Genomic DNA, 21,345 nt, shown 5'->3' on the forward strand with positions numbered 1-21,345 from the left:
TTTAGTTTGATTTTTTTGCCTTAATCATCGCTTCCAAAGCATCCCACATTTCGCCTGGAATTGCTTCAAGCATATTGAACTCTCCTGCTCCCTGAAGCCATTCACCACCATCAATAGTCACTACTTCTCCGTTCATATAAGCAGAATAATCCGAAACAAGGTATGCTGCAAGGTTAGCCAATTCCTGGTGTTCTCCTACCCTCCTCAATGGAACTTTTTTCTTCATATCGAATTTTTCCTGCAGATCTCCCGGAAGAAGTCTATCCCAAGCTCCTTTTGTAGGGAAAGGTCCTGGAGCAATCGCATTGAAACGGATTCCATATTTTGCCCATTCTACAGCCAGAGATCTTGTCATTGCCAAAACACCTGCTTTTGCGCAGGCAGAAGGCACCACATAAGCTGAACCCGTCCATGCATAAGTTGTTACAATATTCAATACAGTTCCTGGAGTTTTAGAATCTATCCAATGTTTTCCTATAGAAAGTGTACAGTTTTTTGTTCCTTTTAAAACAATATCTAAAATAGAATCAAAAGCAGAATGAGTCAGTTTTTCTGTTGGAGAAATAAAATTTCCTGCCGCATTATTTAATAAAATATCAATTTTACCAAATTCTTTCAGCGTTGCCTCTTTCATGGCTTCCACCTCATCCCAGTTTCTCACATCACAAGCTACACAAAGAACTTTCCCTCCTGTCGCGTCTTCAAGTTCTTTTGCTGTAGTCTGTAGTTTCTCCAGATTCCTGGAGGTGATCACCACATTGGCTCCCAGTTCAAGAAAATATTTAGTCATTGCTTTTCCAAGGCCGCTTCCGCCTCCTGTCACAATTGCTACTTTATCTTTCAGTGCACCTTCGCGCAACATTGGTTGTGTATATAGACTCATAAAATATTTTTTCTTAAAAATAATAAATATTGAAATGCAATCCTTTAAAATAGGTTGATAAATAATGCTACAAATAATTATTCCTTATACTATTCAAAAAAATAAATCAAATACTCTAAAAAGAAAATAGCCTGATAATGATTACCAGGCTATTTTTTATTTATTTAAAACGATCTACTAAGAAGCAACTACTCCTTTGAATGAAAGTGTTTTAGGAGTTTTGCTATCACTTGTAGTCACATTTACAGTTTTCATAAATGGACCTACTGCTGCCGCATTATAACTAGCTTCTACAAAACCTTTTTTTCCTGGCTGGATAGGAGTTTTTGTATAATCAGCTGTAGTACATCCACATGAAGGTGCTACATTTTGTATAATGATTGGTTTTGAACTTGTATTGGTAAATTCAAACCTGATCAATTTTGGTTTTCCCTGAGGAATATTTCCTACATCTATAGATTCTGATTTCCATTTAATAGCATCTGCAACCCTTTTTACAATTGATGGGGCATCAGTAGAAAGCACATTAGCATAAAAAGGTGAGAATGCTAAAACAGCTAAAAGAGCAGTAATTTTTAGTTTTTTCATGAGTATAAATTTTAATATTTAGATAAGGTTATCTTTTTTCGATGTAGCAAATGTAAAACAGACTATGATTATAACTTGTTAACTGCTGTCAAACATTTGTTAACAAGTTGTTAATGATAAAAGATAAATAGATATTTTTGGATAATATTGTTTCCGGAAATGAAAATTAAAAAACTCAATATCATCATAACGCTGGGGTTCGTCGCTATTATCGGAATTTTAATAGCTCAACTGATGTGGACCCGCCAGGCTTATAATCTTGAGGATAAAAAGTTTAACCAAAAGGTAAATATTGCCTTAATGGAAGTTGCAGAGAAACTATCCGGAGGCAAAACTTCTTATATTGAAAACCCGGTACAGAATATTGCTAATGACTATTATGTAGTCAATATTAATAATGAATTTCATCCCATAGTTCTTGAATATTATCTGAAAACAGAATTCACCCGCTTTCAGGTCAATACAGACTATGTATATGCTCTATACAACTGCCATAGTGACAAAATGGTGTACGGAAAGTTTATGACTTCCCACCAGGAAAGCCCAAGTAACAAGGTCATTAATTTTCCCAAACATAAAAATCTGATCTATTATTTCTCAATCCGATTTCCGGATAAAACAACTTATCTGATCAGTTCATTAAGATTCTGGTATCTGCTCACTTTTGCCCTTATTATTATTCTTTTAGTGTATGTTTATTCTATCTATACCATTATTCAACAAAAGAAATTCTCAGAGCTGCAGAGAGATTTCATCAATAATATGACACATGAGTTCAAAACACCTTTATCTTCCATACTTTTAGCGTCCGAAGCGCTCAATAAGCAGGATCAGGTGCAGGAAAATTCTAAATTGCAGACCTACACATCTATTATTATTAACCAAAGTCATAAGCTTAATAATCATATTGAAAAAATACTGAATATTGCAAAGAATGATGCTTCAGGGTTGTCATTAAAGCCTCATAAAATTTTACTGTTTCCCTTTATTCAGGAAATTACAGACACAATACAGTACAAAAATACAGACGTCAATATCGAAATAGATATTGAAGGCAGCACTTCAATAATGGCTGATGAGTTTCACTTTACCAATATCATTTATAATATTTTAGACAACTCTATCAAGTACTGTGAAACAAAACCAGTTATTAAAATTTCAGCCTATAAAGACTCAAAAGGGTTATATTTAAAGTTTAAAGACAACGGATTGGGTATCCCTGCTAAAAATATTCCTCATATTTTTGAAAAATTTTATAGGGTATCTACCAAAAGAAGTGAAGAAGTGAATGGTTTTGGGCTGGGACTATTTTATGTAAAGAAAGTCGTACAGCAACATCAATGGAAAATTTCAGTAGAGAATAATGAAGATAAAGGAATTACCACTACCCTCTTTTTTCCGTTTTCAATATAATCATGTGTAAGTATGGAGAAATCTAAAATTTTATATGCGGAAGATGACAAAACAATAGCATTCCTGGTTGAAGACAGCCTGGAAAGTTATTATGATATCAGCTGCTATTCTGATGGTGAATCTGCATTGGAAGCATTTAACAGTACGGATTATGATATTTGTCTGCTGGATATTATGATGCCTGGCATGAACGGATTTGAGGTCGCACAACAGATTCGCAGCAAAAACTCTGATATTCCGATTATTTTCATTTCCGCCAAAGCATTGAAAGAAGACAGAATTAAAGGGTTAAAAATAGGAGCTGATGATTATCTTGTAAAACCATTCAGTATTGAGGAACTCATGCTGAAAATTGAAGTTTTCCTGAAACGTACAAAGAAAACAAATACCTCTTCTCTAAAGTACAAAGTCGGAAAATATGATTTTGATCCTAAAAATTATACTTTACAAAATGCTATTGATACTGTTACTCTTACTCAAAGAGAGTCTGAGCTTCTTCATTATTTCCTTGATCACAAAAATACAGTTTTGAAAAGGCAGGATATCCTGAAAGCCATTTGGGGAGATGATGATTATTTCATGGGAAGAAGTCTTGATGTATTTATTTCCCGATTGCGAAAAGTATTGGCTGCAGAACAGGATATTCTAATTGAAAATCTGCACGGAATAGGTTTCCGCTTTTCCGAAAAAAATAAATATTGAACGAATTTAATAAAGCAAACCAGCAAATGATGATTTTAATTAATTTTAACCTTTGAAAATCTGCTATTAATGAAAAATCACAAACCCACTGTTTTTCTGTTTCTATTATTTTTAAGCATCCATTTTAAAGCTCAAAAATTTGAAAGATTATACCAATATGTAAATCCACTTATCGGAACAGAAAAAATGGGACATACATATCCCGGAGCTACAGTTCCATTTGGAGCCATACAATTAAGCCCTGAAACAGACAGTATTTCTTATGAGCTTAACGGAAAATACAACGGTGAAGTGTATAAATATTGTGCAGGCTATCGATACGAAGACAAAACCATTACAGGCTTCAGCTCAACTCATTTCAGCGGAACGGGACATTCAGACCTTGGAGATTTTCTGATCATGCCTACTGTAGGAAAGCTTCAGCTTAACCCAGGAACAGCTGCCCATCCTGAAAATGGATATAGAAGCAGATTTTCACATCAAAACGAGAAGGCTGCCGCAGGATATTACCAGGTTAAGCTTACCGATTATAGTATTCTTGCAGAATTGACAGCTACTCCAAGAGTGGGAGTCCACCGCTATACTTTTCCTAAATCAGACCAATCCCATATCATTTTGGACTTAATGGCCGGTATTTATAATTATGACGGGAAAAATGTCTGGACCTATGCCCGGGTAGAAGATGGTAATACCATTACCGGGTATAGACAAACTAACGGCTGGGCAAGAACCAGAACTGTTTATTTTGCGATGAAATTTTCAAAACCATTTAAGTCTTACGGTCAGAAAAACTATGATGAGAAACAGGTGTATAAAGGATTTTGGAGAAAGTTTGACCAAACAAAAAACTTTCCGGAGATCGCTGGAAAGAATTTAAAAATGTATTTCGATTTTGATACAAATGAAAACGAATCTATAGAGATCAAACTTGCAATTTCTCCTGTAAGCCAAACTAATGCTCTGGAAAACCTTGAAAAAGAAGCCGGAAATTTAACGTTTGATCAGGTTAAGGCAAATGCTCAAAAAGATTGGGACAAAGAATTAAATAAAATTGTTATTGAGGGCTCCGAATCCCAAAAGACCAATTTCTATACTGCAATGTATCACACATTCATCAATCCAACTGTTTATATGGATATAAATGGAGAATATAAAGGACTGGACCAAAATATTCACAAAGCAGAAAACTTCACCAACTATACCACATTCTCTTTATGGGATACTTATAGGGCTCTTCATCCTTTCTTTAATATTATCCAACCCAAAAGAAATAATGATATGGTAAGGTCCATGATGGCTCATTATAATCAATTTTCTATGAAAATGCTGCCCATTTGGTCACATTATGCCAATGATAACTGGTGCATGAGTGGGTATCACAGCGTAAGTGTAGTTGCCGATGCTATTATTAAAGGGAATTATGATGGTGACGCTAAAGAAGCATTGAAAGCATGTATAGAAACCGCCAACAAAAGAGATTATGAAGGTATTGGACAATATATTGATTTAGGTTACATTCCGGCTGAGAAAAATGGCACTTCGGTTTCCAATACGTTGGAATATGCTTATGACGACTGGGCGATTGCTCAATTGGCTAAACATTTAGGAGAAACTGAAATCTATAATCAATTCATCAAACGTTCGGAGAACTGGAAGAATAATTTTGATAAAACCATCGGCTTTATGCGTCCCCGTCTGGCAGATGGAAGCTTTAAAAAGGACTTTGATGTATTAAGTACCCATGGGCAGGGATTTATCGAAGGGAACTCCTGGAATTACAGCTTCTTTGTGCCACAAAACCCAGAAGAATTGATAAAAATGATGGGTGGAAAAAAGAAATTCTCTTCAAAACTGGATGAATTGTTTACCATGCATCTCCCTGATGAATTCTTTGCCGATACGGAAGATATTACCCGTGAAGGAATCATTGGCGGATATGTTCATGGAAATGAGCCGGCACATCATGTTGCTTATCTTTATAACTGGGCAGGGCAACCCTGGAAAGCCCAATCACAGATCCGTCATATTCTGGAAATGCAGTACAAAGCAACTCCTGATGGATTAGGAGGAAATGATGATACAGGGCAAATGAGTGCGTGGTATATTTTAAGTTCATTAGGCTTCTATCCTGTAGCGCCTGGTTCAGAGAACTATTCAATAGGAAGTCCGGCGATTAATAATGCGATATTACATTTAGAAAACGGAAAAACATTTGAAATTGAAGCCCTTAATCAAGGTCCGGAAAATGTATATGTACAGAAAGTCCTTTTAAACGGAACAGAAATCAAGAATTTCATATTAAAACATTCTGAGATTATGAATGGTGGAAAGCTTACTTTTTATATGGGAAATAAGGCTAAAAAATAGGTTTTGGCTAAAGCCAATGGAATTTTTGAAATAAAAAAGCGGGCTAAAGCCCGCTTCTATTGATCTTATATATTACTCTTTCATCTCAAAAAGCAGCCTTTCCCCAAATTTTTCCTCTGCAATTTTTCCATTATCATATACAAGATGTCCATTGACAAAAGTGTGCGTCACTTTAGAATGGAAGTTCATTCCTTCCAGGGGACTCCAGCCGCATTTGTATAATAAATTATCTTTGGATACAGTCCAATCAGCATTTAGATCTACCAAAACAAGATCTGCTTTATACCCTTCTTTTACAAATCCTCTCTTTTCTACTCTGAAAAGAATGGCTGGATTGTGGCTCATTTTTTCAACAATCTTTTCTAAAGAGATTTTGCCATTTTTATAATTTTCTAACATCACAACTAGTGAATGCTGAACTAATGGTGCTCCCGAAGGACATTTTGTATATACATTATTCTTTTCCTCGGCAGTATGAGGTGCATGATCTGTTGCAATCACATCTATTCTGTCATCCAGCAAAGCTTCCCAAAGGGCGTCTTTATCCTTTTGTGTTTTTACCGCAGGATTCCACTTGATAAGACCACCTTTTGTTTCGTAGTCCTCATTCGTAAAGGTAAGATGATGAACACATACCTCAGCAGTAATCTTTTTATCTTTTAGTGGAATATCATTTCTGAATAATTCCATTTCCTTAGCTGTTGAAAGATGGAAAACATGGAGTCTTGCTCCTGTTTTCTGTGCCAATTCAATAGCTTTTGAAGACGATTTATAGCAAGCTTCCTCGCTTCGGATTAAATGGTGGAATTTCACCGGAATATTTTCTCCATATTCATCTATATATTTTTGAGTATTAGCTTTGATAGTAGCTTCATCTTCACAATGAACAGCAATCAGCATTTTTGTATTGCTAAAGATGTTTTCCAAAGTCTCGGGATTATCTACCAGCATATTTCCCGTAGATGAACCCAGGAACAATTTAATTCCAGGAACATTTCTCGGGTTTGTTTTCAGAACTTCCTCAAGATTATCATTGGTTCCTCCCATCATGAAACCATAGTTTGCATAAGCTTTCTGAGAAGCTATTTCGTATTTGTCAGCTAATAATTCCTGGGTAACAGCATTAGGAACTGTATTAGGCTGATCGATAAAACTGGTTGTTCCACCAGCAATGGCTGCTTTTGATTCAGTTTCAATATCACCTTTATGAGTAAGTCCTGGATCACGGAAATGTACCTGATCGTCAATAACTCCCGGAAGAAGATATTTTCCCGTACCATCAATTATCTGATCTGCTTCTTCAGAAATACCAGAAGCAATTTTAGAAATTAGGTCATTTTCTATTAAGATATCGCTCTCAAAGATTTTACCTTCGTTCACGATGTTTACATTTTTGATTAAGGTCTTCATTTTACTTTTTTAGAAATTTAGATTTAGAAAATAAAGATTGAAAAAAAGACAGGCTTATCAATTAGGGCTGATGAATACATACAATCATTCATTGATAACATATTGTTTTTAACATCTCTAAAAAGCAAAATTAAGGTTTATGAATGAATTTTAAGATCACTCATAATAAATCAATTTCTAAATATTTACATTTGCATAAAATTTCACATCTTGAAAAAACTTCTCAACGAGACAATTATATATGGAATTGGGGCAATAATGCCAAGAATAATTGTTGTCTTGCTTAATTATCTGTTCATCAAAAACATCAACAACAGTGATTTTGCTATTTTTACCAATCTTTATGCACTGATCTCTTTTGTCAATATTGTTCTTTCATTTGGTTTTGAAACAGCTTATTTTAGATTTTCGTCCAATAAAGACAATGAACAAAAAGTATTCAATACCTCGTTTTGGTTTTTAACAGGTTTATCAACAGTATTTTTACTTCTAGTTTTATTATTTGAGCAACCTATTGCTGATCTCTTTAATTATTCCAACACCCCTGAATTCATCAGATGGTTTGCCTGGATTGCATTCTTTGACAACCTTCTTGTAATTCCTTTAGCCTGGTTCAGGTTTCATAATAAACCTATAAAATATACAGCTATTAGAGTCATTCAGGCTGTTTTTCAAAGTATCTTCGCAATCGCTTTATTCCTTTACATCCCACAAGAATTCTCTCTGAAATTAGGATTAAAAGAAAAAGTTGCCTATCCTTTTTACAGTAATTTAGCAGCGAGCTTTCTGGGATTTTTATTAGTACTTCCTGTCATTTTAAAAGTAAAATTTCAATTTTCAAAAAGCCTTTTCCTTGAAATGGCCAAATACTCGTGGCCCATAATGATTGCAGGTCTGGCATTTATGGTCAATGAAAATTTTGATAAGTTTATTCAAAGATTTTTAATCAGTGATTCAGACGCAGGAGCTTATGGAGGCTGTTATAAAATGGCAGTATTGATGACTCTTTTTGTCACTGCATATAGAATGGGAATCGAACCCTTTTTCTTTAAGCAGATGAATAATGAAAATGCAAAGAAAACATATGCACAGGTAACAGAATATTTTTCATTTTTTGCTTCCATTGTTGCTTTGGGAATTATTGCCAATGTTTCATGGATCAAAATGCTATTGGTTCCGAATAGCTCCTATTGGATTGCCATTAATATCATTCCGATTATTGTTATTGCTAACTTATTTTTTGGGATTTATTATAATCTTTCCACCTGGTACAAAGTAACAGACCGTACAAGAGTAGGAACTTATATTTCTTGGACAGGTGCCATCATTACCATTATTTTAAACTTTGCCTTACTAAAAACATATGGTTTTATGGTCTCTGCATGGGTTACTCTCATCGCTTATCTTTCTATGATGATTATTTCCTATTGGCTGGGGCAAAAATACTACCCGATTCCTTATAGAATGAAGAAGATATCTCTATTTTTAGGACTATTGATTATTTTCAGTTTTATGATCGCCTACATTTTTAATTATAATTTCTGGATTGGAAACTTATTATTCTTACTTTATGCTGGAATCTTAATTTATACAGAAAAAAATACGCTATTGTCAAAAGTGAGAAAAAACTAAGATTTGGTATTGCTTTTGATAACTCTTAAGCTTAAAAAATTAAACAATTCACTAGGCATTATAACTATTACGATTCAAAAACGTTTTAATTATTATACTTAGTCAAAAATACACTACATTTAAACAAAAAACATTGTTATATCATCTATGAAAATTATTGTTCCAATGGCTGGCCGTGGTTCCAGATTACGTCCACATACACTGACAGTACCAAAACCACTTATTCCTATTGCAGGGAAACCTATCGTACAGAGATTGGTGGAAGATATTGCTAAAGTTGCAGGAGAAAAAATCGAAGAGGTAGCTTTTATCATTGGAGACTTTGGTCCTGAGATCGAAAGATCCCTTATTCAGATTGCCGAAAAACTAGGAGCAAAAGGAAGTATATATTATCAGAATGACCCTCTTGGAACTGCTCACGCTATCAAATGCGCTGAACAGTCAATGACAGGAGATATCGTTATTGCTTTTGCTGATACTCTTTTCCGTGCAGATTTCCAACTAGATAAGAATTCTGATGGAGTGATCTGGGTAAAGAGTGTAGAAGACCCCTCTGCATTCGGAGTTGTAAAATTAGATAACTACGGTTTTATTACAGACTTCGTCGAAAAGCCTAAAACATTCGTATCAGATCTTGCCATTATTGGTATTTATTACTTCAACAGTGCTGAAAAACTGATGGAAGAGATCAACTATATCATGGATAATGATATTAAAAATGGCGGAGAATATCAATTAACTACTGCATTGGAAAACTTAAGATCAAAAGGTGCTAAGTTTACACTGGGGAAAGTAAATGACTGGATGGATTGTGGTAACAAAAATGCTACCGTAGAAACCAACAGCAAGATTCTTGAATATGAAAAAGAAGAAATGAGCCACTATCCGGCTTCTGCTGTCATCGAAAACTCTTTGATCATTCCACCATGCTTTATTGGAGAAAATGTAAAGGTTTCTAATTCTAAAGTAGGGCCTGGAGTATCATTAGGAAACAATACAGTCATTGTAAATTCTAACATTGAAAACTCTTTGATTCAGGAAAACACAAAAATCAACCATGGAAACCTTTCCAATTCGATGATTGGTAATTCTGCTCAATATGTAGGAGTGGCTAGAGAAATTTCCTTAGGAGATTATTCAGTTTTAGATTTCCTGTCCAAATAATTAAGATCAAAATTCTTTAATTTATATAAGATAAAGTCAGACCACACAAAAGATTTTGTGTGGTTTGGCGTTAATATTGCACCGTATTTTTTTAATTGAAAAAAGATAAATACATGAAAAATTGGATCCCACTTCTTTTAATACTTCTTACTTTATCATCCTGTAAAACTCGTAATGCCGTAAAAAATGATACGGGCAATACCAGAGATAGTATCAAAACAGCAGAAGATAACAAAAATCCAAAAGATGTAAACCAGCCAGTAAGAGATAAACTTACCTTTTACGAACATGTATTGCTTCCCCCAAAATTCGAACAAATTAAGATAGACAGTAAAGTTAGGGTAGAAACAGGGAGTTTTATACCAACCTTAGATGCCACTATTTATATTGAAAATGACAAAAAAGTTTGGATGAACCTGAGAGCCCTTTTCCTAAATGTAGCAAGAGGGATTGCCACTCCGGATGGAATAAAAGGACAGGATAAAACAAGTAAAACCTATATTGATTCTGATTTCGATTATCTTAATAATCTACTGAATGTTAATTTCATTGATTATAAAGCTCTGGAAAAAATTCTATTAGGAAGAACCTTTGTTAAAATCAGTGATTCTCAATTTACTTTGACACAAAATGCACAAGGCTACAAAATGGTTTCCAATGTCAATCAGAAAATTGTAACCGATGAAAAAAACAGAGAATACAAAATTGCCCTGCAATATGACACCAATTATGATTTACTGAGTGTCAATTTAAAAGATGTTCTATCTCCGGATGAGTTAGAAATATCTTATAGTGACTGGAATGAATACAACGGAATCCGACTTCCGCAAAATGTTAAAATAATTATAAAAGGCTCAAAATCTAGTCAAATTTTACTGGAAAACACGAAATTTGACTTTTCGAGGATGGAAACACCTTATTCTGTACCATCCAGTTATAAGAAAATTGAGATTAAATGATTAAAAAATTTAGCTTTTTAATTGGTGTTCTTATGTTTGGACTGCACCACGGACAGCAGAAGAAAGAACAGCTGCAGAAGCAGAATGCCGAACTTAAAAAACAAATTGCACAAATAAATACAGATTTAGCTAAAACAAGAAGCGAATCTAAACTTTCCATAGCCTATCTTACCAGCGTTAATCAAAAGTTAGTTTTAAGAGAAAAAGTCTATAATAATACTCAAAAAGAAAAGAGATTTATTGAAGATGACATCTACCTGAAGCAGCTTGAGATCAATCGCCAGAATAAGGAATTGGCAGTTCTGAGAAAGAACTATGCTGAAGTCTTGGTAAATGCTTATAAAAATAAAGGGGTACAGAATAAAGTAACCTTCATTCTTTCGGCTAAAAACATGGGCGAGGCTATCCGAAGAGTACAGTACTTGAAACAATACTCTGATTACCAGGATAAAAAAGCGGCTGAAATTACTGACGCAGCTAATCTGATCAAAAAAACTATTACACAAAGACAAAACTCCGTAAAAGAGAAAGAAAATCTTTTGATAAACCAACAGAAGGATTTAGCAACAATCAATACGGAAAGAGCTCAGAAAGAGCAATTGGTAGCTGATTTTAAGAAGAACGAATCAAAGCTTACTGCTGAATTGAAACAAAAACAGGTTCAATCCAAGGCGCTTGAAGGACAGATCAGAGCAATTATTGCAGAAGAAATCAGAATTGCAAAAGCAGAAGAAGAAGCCCGAAGAAAAGCGGAAGCAGAAAAAATACGTCTAGCAAAGCTTGCTGCTGAAAGAGAGAAAGCAAGAATTGAAGCGGAAGCTAAAGCAAGAGCAGAAGCTCTGGAAAGAGAAAGAAGAATAGCAGAAGCAGAAGCTAAAAGAGCGGCAGAATTAGCTGCTAAAAGAGCTGAAGAAGAAAAGAAACGCAATGAAGAAGCAGCAAGAGCAGAAGCCAGTGCAAAAGATGAAGCCAGAAAAGTAGCCGCTAAAAAAGCATCTGATGAAGCCGCAGCTAATGCAAAAGTAGCTGCAGATAAATTAGCAGCTGCCAGAGCTGCAGAGGCAGCATTAGCCAAGAGAAAAGAAGACGAGAAAAAAGCGGCAGAATCTAAGGCAATGACAAGCTATGGAGTTACAACCTCAGCCGGAAGCAGTTTCGCAGAAAGCAGAGGGAAATTAGGATATCCTGCAGACAGAGCCGGGCAAATTACTCACCGTTTCGGAAGACAGCCACACCCTGTTTTCAAAAATATTACTGAAGAGAATAACGGTATTAAACTATCCGTACCATCAGGTACTCGCGCAAAGTCAGTATATCCGGGATCAGTATCTTCTGTATTGGCTAATAATGACGGAACAAAAACTGTCATCATTAAGCATGGAAGCTACTTTACGATTTATTCCAACTTAGGAAATGTAAGTGTTTCTAAAGGACAGCAGGTTTCTGCAGGAACTCCGGTAGGAACTGTGGCTCAGGATTTCGACGGTGCTTACACCCTTGATTTCCAAGTATGGAACGGAAGTACTCCAGTTGATCCACTAGGTTGGATTTCATATTAAAAAAAGTGTAACTTTACAAAAATTTTAAGAGATGAATACACTAACTATACTTGCCTTATCTTGGCAACACATCCTTATCGTAGCGATACTTTTAGTATTGCTTTTTGGAGGAAAGAAAATTCCGGAACTCATGAGAGGAGTGGGTTCAGGAATCAAAGAATTTAAAGATGCGGTAAAAGAAGAAGACAAACCAGGTTCTGAAAATAAGTCTTCTGAAAACAAATCTTCTTCAAGCAACTAAAATTCCTTAGAATTAATGAAATTTACTGAGACTGCATGGAAAGTCTTCAATCAATCTATTGAAGACTATCACGTGTCTGATGACGTTAACACTCTAATTAATAACCCGTTCGAAAAAGATAGTTTGGAACGGATTTTGTATGCAAAGAACTGGATTGATACCGTTCAATGGCATCTGGAAGATATTATTAGAGATGAAAATATTGACCCGGCTGAAGCACTTCAACTGAAGAGAACAATAGACGCTTCCAATCAGAAAAGAACTGATCTGGTAGAATATATTGACAGCTGGTTCCTTAATAAGTTTGAAAATATAACTCCTAAACCTGAAGCAAAGATAAATACGGAAACTCCCGCTTGGGCAGTAGACAGATTATCAATTCTTGCCTTAAAGGTTTATCATATGTCATTAGAAGCCAATAGAGAATCCGCTTCTGTAGAACACAGAAACAATTGCCAGGCTAAACTGGATGTTCTGCTTACTCAGAAGGAAGATCTATCAACTTCTATAGACCAGTTGCTTGCTGATATTGAAAACGGTAATGTTAAGATGAAAGTATACAAACAAATGAAAATGTATAATGATGAAAGTCTTAACCCAATCCTTTATCAAAAAGGGCAACAAAAATGAAAAGACTAGTTTTTTTTGGAGTATTACTAATATTAACATCTTCCTGTGCAACGGAAAAGCTTAACCTTTCTCCGTTGTCAAATAACTTTTATAGCGATACAAAAGGTTCTGATTCTGATAGAGGCTCTAAAAAGAGTTTTAATATCAATATCAAGGAAAACGTAAATGCTTCTGAAATTTCAAATATTATCTCCACTTTTCCTAAGTTTAAAAATAATGGATTAAATGATGAGGTTACAAGTTTGAAATACAGCCTTCAAAATTATTTATATGCTATTGATGCTAATAATTCATCAGGTAAAAGTAGAGCATTAAAAAGCTTCGAAAAATCATACAAAAAAATTCAAAAGCAAAGACAAAGCCTTGACAAAGATGATGATGAAGTTCTCAATAGATATCTGGTTCGTTTAAAAACCAATATTTCTATGATTGAAGATGCTTTACCAGGAAGTTAAAAACTAATTGAACTATCAATGATTAAAATTCAGGCGGAGGCCAATGTTCCTACAGAACACGGCAATTTCCGAATGATCGCTTTTTCCGAAAATGAAAATGACTGGATGCCTCACATGGCTATCATCGCAGACAATACAGATTTTTCAAAACCTGTAAATGTCCGTTTCCATTCAGAATGTATTACCGGAGAAGTCTTCCATTCAAAAAAATGTGAATGCGGCCAGCAATTGGATGCTGCAATGAAATACATCCACGAAAACGGGGGTATTATTATTTATCTTCGTCAGGAAGGCCGTAATATTGGTATCATCAATAAATTAAAGGCATATTCATTACAGGAAAAAGGACTTGACACAGTACAAGCCAATCTTCAACTTGGACTTCCTGCAGATGACAGAAACTTTGGTGTAGCCATTGAGATTCTTAACCTGTTAGATGTAAAAGATGTCAACCTTCTCACCAATAACCCTGAAAAGGTAAAATACGTAGTAGAAAGTAATGTTCATCTTAATTCAAGAATCCCATTACAGATACCACCCAACGAAATTAGTAAAGGCTATTTACAGACAAAAAAAGATTTCTTTGGACATCTTCTTGATGACAATGATAACTAGATAAAATAAAAGCTTCAGAATTCATTCTGGAGCTTTTTATTTTGTTAATACCTCACAATATCAGCTTTTGAAAGCTATTAGAAGAATTATTAAAATAAATTTTTTCACCAACCTATTACGCAGTAAATCATCTATAAATAACTTTATTTAAATCTTATTACACTACACTCATTGTTTATCAAGGTTCTCTTCTCATTTATTCTTAATTAAAAATCAAAAGCTCCGGAAGATAACTCCCGAAGCTTTTTTAATTATAAAAAACTGAAAAGATATTTCTTAATTAGTGAGTGCTGATGGTCTTGATTTTAGACTCATCAAGGTTATAATACTTAACTACCGCATTATAATCTCCGAAATCAACACTATTGCTTGTTTTTGCAGCCTTTTTAGCAGGATCAGCAGGCACTAATACAATTCTGAAAGTTTGGTTATTCAGATAGTTATTTGCTTCAGCTGAAGACATACTTGCAAGGTTAAAATTCTGATCATCAATTCTTACCTGAACTTCTTTATTACTGAAAACAAAATTATAATCAAATTTTCTTGGTGAAACAGAAGTTGCCGGATCTACATATACTGTTTTGGGAATTTGCTGCCATGCATTTCCCGCTCTTCTATATACTAATACAACGTCAGTAGTTTCAATGCTGATATCAGCAGTTAATGCATAGTTGTTTGCTGCTGTAAATGAACCAGGAGCATCCATCATAATTGGAAAAGTATCATTATCCTTTCCCGGATTTACCACAACCGGATCATCATTACTATTATCACAGCTATATGCTAGAAATCCGACACCGGCTAATAATATAATTGGAAGAATTTTTTTCATTTCTATAAATGTTTAGTTATTATTTATATTGCGTATTCAAATCATATACCAAAAATTTCAAAATCTTTGTTTTTGTCAATTTTTTTAATTGTATTTTTGTTCTTATTCAAAAAGTCATGAAGAAATTATTATATACTTCACTCTTTATTGCAGCATTGATTAGTCCTAAGGTTAATGCCCAGTATCAGCCCAAAAACACTTCTAAAGAAGATATGAAAAAGGCTCAACAATGGGTTGAAAAAATCTATAAAAATCTTTCACAAGATGAAAAACTTGGACAACTTTTTATTGTTGCTCTTTATACTAATAAGGGAGAAGATTATATCAATCAGGTAAGAAGTATTGTTACTAATGATAAAATCGGAGGTTTGATCCTTATGCAGGATGATGCAGCAAGAGAAATCAGCCTTGTCAATGAATTCCAGCAAAAATCCAAAATACCATTGATGATTGGAATGGATGCTGAATGGGGTTTATTTCAGAGAATTGCAACGGCACATAAATTCCCATGGGCTATGACACTGGGAGCTATTCAGGATAAGAATTTAGTGTATCAGATGTCTGCAAAAATTGCTGAAGACTGTCACAGGATGGGAATTAATTGGGATTTTGCTCCGGTAGTGGATGTAAATACGAACCCAAACAATCCTATTATCGGTAACAGAAGCTTCGGTTCTGAAGTGGATAATGTTATTAATTCAGCCCTATCCTATTCTAATGGGCTTCAGGACAACAATATATTAGCCGCCATTAAACACTTCCCTGGCCACGGTGATACTAGTACAGACTCACACCTTGATCTTCCAGTGGTTTCCCATAATATGGAAAGGTTAAACTCAACAGAGCTTGCTCCATTTAAGGCTTTAATGGATAAAGGAATTGGTGGCGTTATGGTCGCTCATTTGTATGTTCCAAGTTTAGAGTCCGGAAAAGGGATTCCTGCTTCTGTTTCTAAAAATATTATTACAGGATTATTAAAGGATAAACTTGGTTATAAAGGATTAATTATTACAGATGCACTGAATATGGGTGCTGTAGCCAACAAATATAAACCTGGAGAACTGGATGCAATGGCATTTAAGGCCGGGAATGATATTATGCTTTTCTCTCAGGGAGTTTCTGAAGGAAAAAAGCTAATTCAGAAGGCCATTGACAGCAAGGAAATCCCGCAATCCAGAGTAGAAGAAAGTGTAAAGAAAATTTTATTAACAAAATATTTTCTGGGACTTACTCAATACACTCCAAAAAATCCGGAAAACATTAACGCTGATCTGAATAATGATTCTCATAAAAATTTGGTTCAAAATCTTTATTCCAATGCACTAACGTTATTAAAGGATGAAAAAAAATTGCTTCCTTTATCCGGAAAACAGCTATATTATGTTCCTTTAGAGGAAGCTCCTTACCAGACGTTTGCGAATAGAATGGGATCAAACATCATTATTAAGAAGGCAGGTGACATCAATACGATTCCAGCCGGATCTACAGTAATTGTAGGGTTCCATAAGGATAATTCAACAGCTTATAAACCCTATAAAATATCTTCGGAATCTAAGAAAGTACTTGCTGATCTTACTAAAAATCAGAATGTAATTCTCAATGTATTCGGAAGTGCCTATGCTTTAAAAGACATCGATTTATCTAAAGTTTCAACTGTTTTGGTATCTTATGAAAACAATGACGATTCAATGAACGCAACAGCAGATGCTTTAAACGGAAAAACAAAAATCTGGGGTAGACTTCCTGTATTGGTTAACGATCAGCTGAAGCCGGGAATGGGTATAGACCTTAATTCTGTTTCTCCAACAAACACTAAATAAACAACATCAAAACAACAATAATCTAATGAAAATAGGCATACTTTGCTATCCTACCTATGGTGGAAGCGGAATTGTAGCAACAGAACTGGGAATGTCTCTTGCCAATAAAGGATATGAAGTACACTTCATCAGCTCTGCGCTTCCTGCAAGATTAGACATTACCAATCCAAATATTTTCTTCCACAGGGTAAATGTTCAGACGTATCCGCTGTTCCAATACCAGCCTTATGATATTGCATTAAGCTCTATGATCTACAGGGTTGTCAATCTCTATAAACTGGATCTACTGCACGCTCATTATGCCATTCCTTATGCATATGCAGCATTTACAGCTAAGCAGATGCTTCAGGAAGACAATAATGATATTCCCCTGGTAACAACATTGCACGGAACAGATATTACTCTTGTAGGGCAGCATCCAAGTTATAAACATGCAGTAGAATTTTCCATCAACAAATCAGATGCTATTACTTCCGTTTCTGAAAGCCTGAAAAAAGATACTCTTCAATTTTTCAATATCAAAAAAGAAATCCAAGTGATTACCAACTTTATTGATAATTCTGAATTTGATGATTGTACAGAATGCCAGAGAACTCAATTTGCAAATCCTGATGAAAAAATATTGATCCACGTATCGAACCTCCGTCCTGTAAAACGTGTGGATGAGGTATTACAGATCTTTAAAAATGTTGAGAAAAAGGTAAAATCCAAACTTATTATCATAGGTGAAGGTCCGGATATGGAAAAAGTCAACCAATTCCTTGAAGAAAACCCGGATCTTATTTCAAAAATCCGTCTTTTAGGAAAAGTGAATGATCTTTATAAAATCTTACAGCTTTCTGATGTATTTTTGCTCCCATCAGAGCAGGAAAGTTTTGGTTTGGCAGCCTTGGAAGCAATGGCTGCTTATACTCCGGTTATCAGTTCAAATGCGGGAGGGATTCCAGAGGTAAATATTCAGGGAGAAACGGGATATTTAGCAGAAATTGGAAATGTAGAAGCGATGAGCAACTATACAATCAAACTGTTGAGCAATGAAGAACTTTTAACCAAAATGAAAGAAAATGCTAAAGAACAGGCTATAAAATTCGATTTGAAAAACATTCTTCCTATCTATGAGAAAATGTATAGAACAACAATAGAAAATTTTAAAAAGGAGTTGACGAAAGTATAATATTTCTATTATATTTATCGTCACACTATGACGGAAAAATTACTTCAATATCTTTGGAACTATAAAGTTTTCAAATATTTTGACTTCAAGGATATTGAAGGAAATTCCGTTGAGATCATACAATTCGGTAAATGGAACAAAGATGCCGGACCGGATTTTTTAGATTCTAAAATTAAAATAAACGGTGTAATTCTCGCCGGAAATATAGAACTGCATGTACGTTCCTCGGACTGGATTTTTCATAATCATTCTCAGGATCCCAATTACCAGAACATTATTCTTCATGTGGTTTTTCAATATGATACTGAAATTAGTGAACTTACTGATCAGAAGGTTCCTACTCTTGAACTGAAACATTATATTGACGAAAATATACTCTGGAAATACGAAAGATTAATCAACGGTAATCAGTTTATTGCCTGTGAGAATATTTTTAACAAAGATAAAATCCCGGTCCATTTTCATGAAGAAAATATTCTGAAAAAACTGGAGGAAAAGTCTGTTGAACTTGAACAAAGTTTAGTTCTTTATAAAAATAATTTTGAAGCTGTTCTATTCCATAGCCTAGCCTATTCTTTCGGATTAAAAGTAAATGCTCATATTTTCAGACAGATTGCGGAAAGTATTGATTATAGTATTATCAATAAGATTCGGCAAAATCCATTACAATTGGAAGCATTATTGTTTGGAATTTCAGGATGGCTGACTACTCCCGAAGACGGGCAGATGAAAATATGGAAGCGGGAATTTGATTTTCTGAAAGCAAAGTTTAAACTGCCGGACCTCCTATTTCATCCTAAATTTTTAAGATTACGACCTCCTAATTTCCCTAATATTCGTTTGTCTCAGCTTACAGATCTTTATAAGCATCAAAATTTATTTTCAAAGCTTATGAATGCTGAAAATACTGAAGAATTGTATGATCTGTTCAAAACTGTAAAAGCTTCTGAGTACTGGGACTGCCATTTTAATTTTGGAACCATTTCAAAAGTACACCCTAAGACCCTGAGTAAGGATTTTATTGATCTCATCATTCTAAATACTATTCTTCCTTTACAATATACTTACCATAAATACCACAGTGAAGAAATTGCAGATAAGATCCTAGAATTTTACCAAAATATTCATGGAGAAAAAAACTCGGTTATCCAGAACTGGAAAAATCTTGGCGTGTCTGTCAACAATGCCATGGAAAGCCAGAGTCTGATTTATCACTATAAAAATTCATGTGAAGAAAAAAATTGCTTAACTTGCAGTATTGGATTTAAACTTTTAAAAGAATCTTGAAATGCTGAGTAATATCCGTCATAAAATGGAAAGAGAATGGTTTGGTGTACTGACAAGAACCGGGGCTAAACTCGGAATTCCAGTATCCAAATTAAGGGTTTTCTTCATCTATTCTACTTTTGCTACTGCCGGTTTTTTCTTTCTGATCTATCTGGGTTTGGCATTTACTTTGTGGATTAAAGATATTTTTATCACCAGAAGACCAAGTGTCTTTGATTTATAGTTATGGAATTTTTACCAATTACTTCTGCTGAAGATCATAGAATTCAGGGAATCTATTCTTCTTATACCAGCACTTTTCCTATAGATGAACAAAGAGATCATCAACAGTTTCTGGATTTATTTTCAAATCCAAAAGTACGTTTCATGTCTATACTACATGAGTCTGAAGCTATAGGATATCTCATCTTATGGGAACTGAGTTCGTTTGTTTTTGTAGAACATTTTGAGGTGTTTGAGGCTTTCAGAAGTAAAAAGCTAGGCTCTCATATTATGCAGCATTTATTGGAGAATTATGCGAGAATTATCCTTGAAATTGAACCTGAAGATCTGAATGAAGATGCTAAAAGACGCTATTCTTTCTATCAGAGAAATAATTTCGAGCAAATTGACACTACTTATGTGCAGCCAAGTTATGGAGAAGGGAAACAATCTTTAAACCTATGGCTGCTGGCTAATTATTCTCCTGAAAATGTGGACGAGCTTAAAACTGAAATTTGCGATATTGTTTATCCTTAATATAAAACGCCGGAGTATTTCCGGCGTTTATTTTTATTGAAAATGAAAGCTGATGAGATAAGGGCTTTCACCACAGATTGCGCAGATTTTCAAAGATGTTTGGGTTTATTTTAAGTATAAGGCATCAAACAATTGCCTAATTCACTTCGTACTCCAATTTTATGGTAATACTGGCTTCTTTCTCCTTGGAAGAAGTGTTGAATGTTCCACCATAGGAATAATCTTCGTTTGAATTTGGGGCTGTAATCTGGATAACTCCCATCGTAGCTTTTTTAAGATTTCCTAAGCTGCTTCCTGAATTTTCTGCAATTTTTTCAGCTCTTTCTTTAGCATCTTTTGTTGCACTTGCAATCATTTCCTGCTTTACAGTCGCTAATTTGGTGTAAAAATAGGAAGGTGAAGAAGAAGTGAACTCAATTCCACGATTGATAATTTCAGTAATGTTTCTGGAAAGGTTTTCAATTTTTCCTACTTCTTTGCTTTCAATAGATACATTTTGGGATAAATTGTATCCTGAAAATTCTCCTTGTACATAATTCCCATTAGAGTCATTATAACTTCTGAATTGCTTTTGAATGTCTACAGATGAAAATACAATCTCATTCTGTTTTATTCCTTTTGAGGTCAGATAATCATTGATCACTTTTCTATCCATAGCCAATTCATCATAAGCTGATTTCAAATCAGAATTATTTTTAGAAAAGCTTCCAGACCAAGTAATGAGATCAGAAGTAAACTGTTTGGATCCTAATCCTGTTACGGAAATGGTATTTTCAGATTTATTTCTGTTTTTGATGGCATTGCCCAAAAAACCAAGACCAAGAACAAATCCTAAAGCGCCTACTGCAACTGCAATAATATTTTTATTCATAAAAT

The 21,345-nt window shown here is 34.6% G+C and carries 21 protein-coding genes; 16 read left to right on the forward strand and 5 right to left on the reverse strand.

Annotated features, from left to right (window positions below; translation table 11 throughout):
* Position 1: 1 nt before the first annotated feature.
* Together AC3HD6_RS21500 and AC3HD6_RS21505 are read right to left on the reverse strand one after the other, a co-directional pair.
* Positions 2–883, reverse strand: coding sequence for an SDR family oxidoreductase (locus tag AC3HD6_RS21500; protein ID WP_488898179.1), 882 nt, complete (start codon positions 881–883; stop codon positions 2–4).
* A 177-nt stretch (positions 884–1,060) separates the two neighbouring features.
* Positions 1,061–1,471, reverse strand: coding sequence for a DUF1573 domain-containing protein (locus tag AC3HD6_RS21505; protein ID WP_488898180.1), 411 nt, complete (start codon positions 1,469–1,471; stop codon positions 1,061–1,063).
* A gap of 159 nt (positions 1,472–1,630) precedes the next feature.
* Here AC3HD6_RS21505 and AC3HD6_RS21510 point away from each other — a divergent pair, with 159 nt between their 5' ends.
* From AC3HD6_RS21510 to AC3HD6_RS21520, 3 genes are all read left to right on the forward strand, one after another.
* Positions 1,631–2,884: a sensor histidine kinase gene (locus tag AC3HD6_RS21510; RefSeq protein WP_488898181.1), complete on the forward strand. Its 1,254-nt coding sequence runs from the start codon at positions 1,631–1,633 to the stop codon at positions 2,882–2,884.
* 12 nt (positions 2,885–2,896) lie between these two features.
* Positions 2,897–3,586, forward strand: coding sequence for a response regulator transcription factor (locus AC3HD6_RS21515; protein WP_488898182.1), 690 nt, complete (start codon positions 2,897–2,899; stop codon positions 3,584–3,586).
* Positions 3,587–3,655: 69 nt separating this feature from the next.
* Entirely contained in the window at positions 3,656–5,953 is a 2,298-nt protein-coding gene (locus AC3HD6_RS21520; protein ID WP_488898183.1) for a GH92 family glycosyl hydrolase, read from the forward strand.
* A 72-nt stretch (positions 5,954–6,025) separates the two neighbouring features.
* Here AC3HD6_RS21520 and AC3HD6_RS21525 read toward each other — a convergent pair whose 3' ends face one another.
* Positions 6,026–7,363, reverse strand: a complete 1,338-nt coding sequence (locus AC3HD6_RS21525) for a dihydroorotase (protein ID WP_488898184.1) — start codon at positions 7,361–7,363, stop codon at positions 6,026–6,028.
* Positions 7,364–7,573: 210 nt separating this feature from the next.
* On the opposite strand from AC3HD6_RS21525, the gene AC3HD6_RS21530 reads away from it, so the two are divergent.
* The 8 genes from AC3HD6_RS21530 (at position 7,574) to ribA (ending at position 14,618) form a co-directional block, all read left to right on the forward strand.
* Positions 7,574–8,995 (forward strand): lipopolysaccharide biosynthesis protein, encoded by a 1,422-nt coding sequence (locus AC3HD6_RS21530; RefSeq protein WP_488898185.1) that lies wholly within the window; start codon positions 7,574–7,576, stop codon positions 8,993–8,995.
* 147 nt (positions 8,996–9,142) lie between these two features.
* Positions 9,143–10,159, forward strand: a complete 1,017-nt coding sequence (locus AC3HD6_RS21535) for a sugar phosphate nucleotidyltransferase (RefSeq protein ID WP_488898186.1) — start codon at positions 9,143–9,145, stop codon at positions 10,157–10,159.
* A 113-nt stretch (positions 10,160–10,272) separates the two neighbouring features.
* Positions 10,273–11,118 carry a lipoprotein insertase outer membrane protein LolB1 gene (gene lolB1, locus AC3HD6_RS21540; protein WP_488898187.1) on the forward strand — a complete coding sequence of 282 codons (846 nt, stop codon included), beginning with the start codon at positions 10,273–10,275 and terminating at the stop codon, positions 11,116–11,118.
* Positions 11,115–12,677, forward strand: a complete 1,563-nt coding sequence (locus AC3HD6_RS21545; protein WP_488898188.1) for a murein hydrolase activator EnvC family protein — start codon at positions 11,115–11,117, stop codon at positions 12,675–12,677. Before lolB1 ends, AC3HD6_RS21545 begins: the two co-directional genes overlap by 4 nt.
* 31 nt (positions 12,678–12,708) lie before the next feature.
* Positions 12,709–12,918 carry a twin-arginine translocase TatA/TatE family subunit gene (locus tag AC3HD6_RS21550; protein ID WP_068938817.1) on the forward strand — a complete coding sequence of 70 codons (210 nt, stop codon included), beginning with the start codon at positions 12,709–12,711 and terminating at the stop codon, positions 12,916–12,918.
* 15 nt (positions 12,919–12,933) lie between these two features.
* The gene (locus AC3HD6_RS21555; RefSeq protein ID WP_488898189.1) at positions 12,934–13,548 is read left to right on the forward strand and encodes a DUF4254 domain-containing protein; all 615 of its coding nucleotides are present in this window, start codon (positions 12,934–12,936) and stop codon (positions 13,546–13,548) included.
* Positions 13,545–14,003 carry a hypothetical protein gene (locus AC3HD6_RS21560; protein WP_488898190.1) on the forward strand — a complete coding sequence of 153 codons (459 nt, stop codon included), beginning with the start codon at positions 13,545–13,547 and terminating at the stop codon, positions 14,001–14,003. Before AC3HD6_RS21555 ends, AC3HD6_RS21560 begins: the two co-directional genes overlap by 4 nt.
* An 18-nt stretch (positions 14,004–14,021) precedes the next feature.
* Positions 14,022–14,618, forward strand: coding sequence for a GTP cyclohydrolase II (gene ribA, locus AC3HD6_RS21565; protein WP_488898191.1), 597 nt, complete (start codon positions 14,022–14,024; stop codon positions 14,616–14,618).
* 280 nt (positions 14,619–14,898) lie between these two features.
* Here the strand turns inward: ribA and AC3HD6_RS21570 are convergent, their stop codons facing one another.
* On the reverse strand, positions 14,899–15,450 hold the full coding sequence (locus AC3HD6_RS21570; RefSeq protein WP_488898192.1) for a hypothetical protein: 552 nt from the start codon (positions 15,448–15,450) through the stop codon (positions 14,899–14,901).
* A 116-nt stretch (positions 15,451–15,566) separates the two neighbouring features.
* On the opposite strand from AC3HD6_RS21570, the gene AC3HD6_RS21575 reads away from it, so the two are divergent.
* From AC3HD6_RS21575 to AC3HD6_RS21595, 5 genes are read left to right on the forward strand one after another with little or no spacing between them, the layout of a single operon-like run.
* Positions 15,567–17,270 carry a glycoside hydrolase family 3 protein gene (locus AC3HD6_RS21575; protein WP_488898193.1) on the forward strand — a complete coding sequence of 568 codons (1,704 nt, stop codon included), beginning with the start codon at positions 15,567–15,569 and terminating at the stop codon, positions 17,268–17,270.
* A gap of 25 nt (positions 17,271–17,295) precedes the next feature.
* Positions 17,296–18,444: an N-acetyl-alpha-D-glucosaminyl L-malate synthase BshA gene (bshA, locus tag AC3HD6_RS21580; protein ID WP_068938803.1), complete on the forward strand. Its 1,149-nt coding sequence runs from the start codon at positions 17,296–17,298 to the stop codon at positions 18,442–18,444.
* 27 nt (positions 18,445–18,471) lie between these two features.
* Positions 18,472–19,731, forward strand: coding sequence for a DUF2851 family protein (locus tag AC3HD6_RS21585; RefSeq protein ID WP_488898194.1), 1,260 nt, complete (start codon positions 18,472–18,474; stop codon positions 19,729–19,731).
* Position 19,732: 1 nt separating this feature from the next.
* On the forward strand, positions 19,733–19,954 hold the full coding sequence (locus AC3HD6_RS21590; protein ID WP_047494723.1) for a PspC family transcriptional regulator: 222 nt from the start codon (positions 19,733–19,735) through the stop codon (positions 19,952–19,954).
* A 2-nt stretch (positions 19,955–19,956) separates the two neighbouring features.
* Positions 19,957–20,469, forward strand: coding sequence for a GNAT family N-acetyltransferase (locus tag AC3HD6_RS21595; protein ID WP_488898195.1), 513 nt, complete (start codon positions 19,957–19,959; stop codon positions 20,467–20,469).
* Positions 20,470–20,605: 136 nt separating this feature from the next.
* On the opposite strand, the gene AC3HD6_RS21600 is transcribed toward AC3HD6_RS21595, so the two are convergent.
* Positions 20,606–21,340: an SIMPL domain-containing protein gene (locus AC3HD6_RS21600; protein WP_488898196.1), complete on the reverse strand. Its 735-nt coding sequence runs from the start codon at positions 21,338–21,340 to the stop codon at positions 20,606–20,608.
* Positions 21,341–21,345: the final 5 nt, after the last annotated feature.

Source organism: Chryseobacterium sp. II3a (genome assembly GCF_057815135.1).

Excerpts from the sequence above, each read along its gene's own strand:
- AC3HD6_RS21600 (WP_488898196.1), bottom strand. The coding sequence starts at position 21,340 with ATGAATAAAAATATTATTGCAGTTGCAGTAGGCGCTTTAGGATTTGTT.
- AC3HD6_RS21560 (WP_488898190.1), top strand. The coding sequence starts at position 13,545 with ATGAAAAGACTAGTTTTTTTTGGAGTATTACTAATATTAACATCTTCC.
- AC3HD6_RS21585 (WP_488898194.1), top strand. The coding sequence starts at position 18,472 with ATGACGGAAAAATTACTTCAATATCTTTGGAACTATAAAGTTTTCAAA.
- AC3HD6_RS21570 (WP_488898192.1), bottom strand. The coding sequence starts at position 15,450 with ATGAAAAAAATTCTTCCAATTATATTATTAGCCGGTGTCGGATTTCTA.
- AC3HD6_RS21520 (WP_488898183.1), top strand. The coding sequence starts at position 3,656 with ATGAAAAATCACAAACCCACTGTTTTTCTGTTTCTATTATTTTTAAGC.
- lolB1 (WP_488898187.1), top strand. The coding sequence starts at position 10,273 with ATGAAAAATTGGATCCCACTTCTTTTAATACTTCTTACTTTATCATCC.
- bshA (WP_068938803.1), top strand. The coding sequence starts at position 17,296 with ATGAAAATAGGCATACTTTGCTATCCTACCTATGGTGGAAGCGGAATT.
- AC3HD6_RS21545 (WP_488898188.1), top strand. The coding sequence starts at position 11,115 with ATGATTAAAAAATTTAGCTTTTTAATTGGTGTTCTTATGTTTGGACTG.
- AC3HD6_RS21500 (WP_488898179.1), bottom strand. The coding sequence starts at position 883 with ATGAGTCTATATACACAACCAATGTTGCGCGAAGGTGCACTGAAAGAT.
- AC3HD6_RS21505 (WP_488898180.1), bottom strand. The coding sequence starts at position 1,471 with ATGAAAAAACTAAAAATTACTGCTCTTTTAGCTGTTTTAGCATTCTCA.
- AC3HD6_RS21510 (WP_488898181.1), top strand. The coding sequence starts at position 1,631 with ATGAAAATTAAAAAACTCAATATCATCATAACGCTGGGGTTCGTCGCT.
- AC3HD6_RS21590 (WP_047494723.1), top strand. The coding sequence starts at position 19,733 with ATGCTGAGTAATATCCGTCATAAAATGGAAAGAGAATGGTTTGGTGTA.
- AC3HD6_RS21525 (WP_488898184.1), bottom strand. The coding sequence starts at position 7,363 with ATGAAGACCTTAATCAAAAATGTAAACATCGTGAACGAAGGTAAAATC.
- AC3HD6_RS21595 (WP_488898195.1), top strand. The coding sequence starts at position 19,957 with ATGGAATTTTTACCAATTACTTCTGCTGAAGATCATAGAATTCAGGGA.
- ribA (WP_488898191.1), top strand. The coding sequence starts at position 14,022 with ATGATTAAAATTCAGGCGGAGGCCAATGTTCCTACAGAACACGGCAAT.
- AC3HD6_RS21555 (WP_488898189.1), top strand. The coding sequence starts at position 12,934 with ATGAAATTTACTGAGACTGCATGGAAAGTCTTCAATCAATCTATTGAA.
- AC3HD6_RS21515 (WP_488898182.1), top strand. The coding sequence starts at position 2,897 with ATGGAGAAATCTAAAATTTTATATGCGGAAGATGACAAAACAATAGCA.
- AC3HD6_RS21535 (WP_488898186.1), top strand. The coding sequence starts at position 9,143 with ATGAAAATTATTGTTCCAATGGCTGGCCGTGGTTCCAGATTACGTCCA.
- AC3HD6_RS21575 (WP_488898193.1), top strand. The coding sequence starts at position 15,567 with ATGAAGAAATTATTATATACTTCACTCTTTATTGCAGCATTGATTAGT.
- AC3HD6_RS21550 (WP_068938817.1), top strand. The coding sequence starts at position 12,709 with ATGAATACACTAACTATACTTGCCTTATCTTGGCAACACATCCTTATC.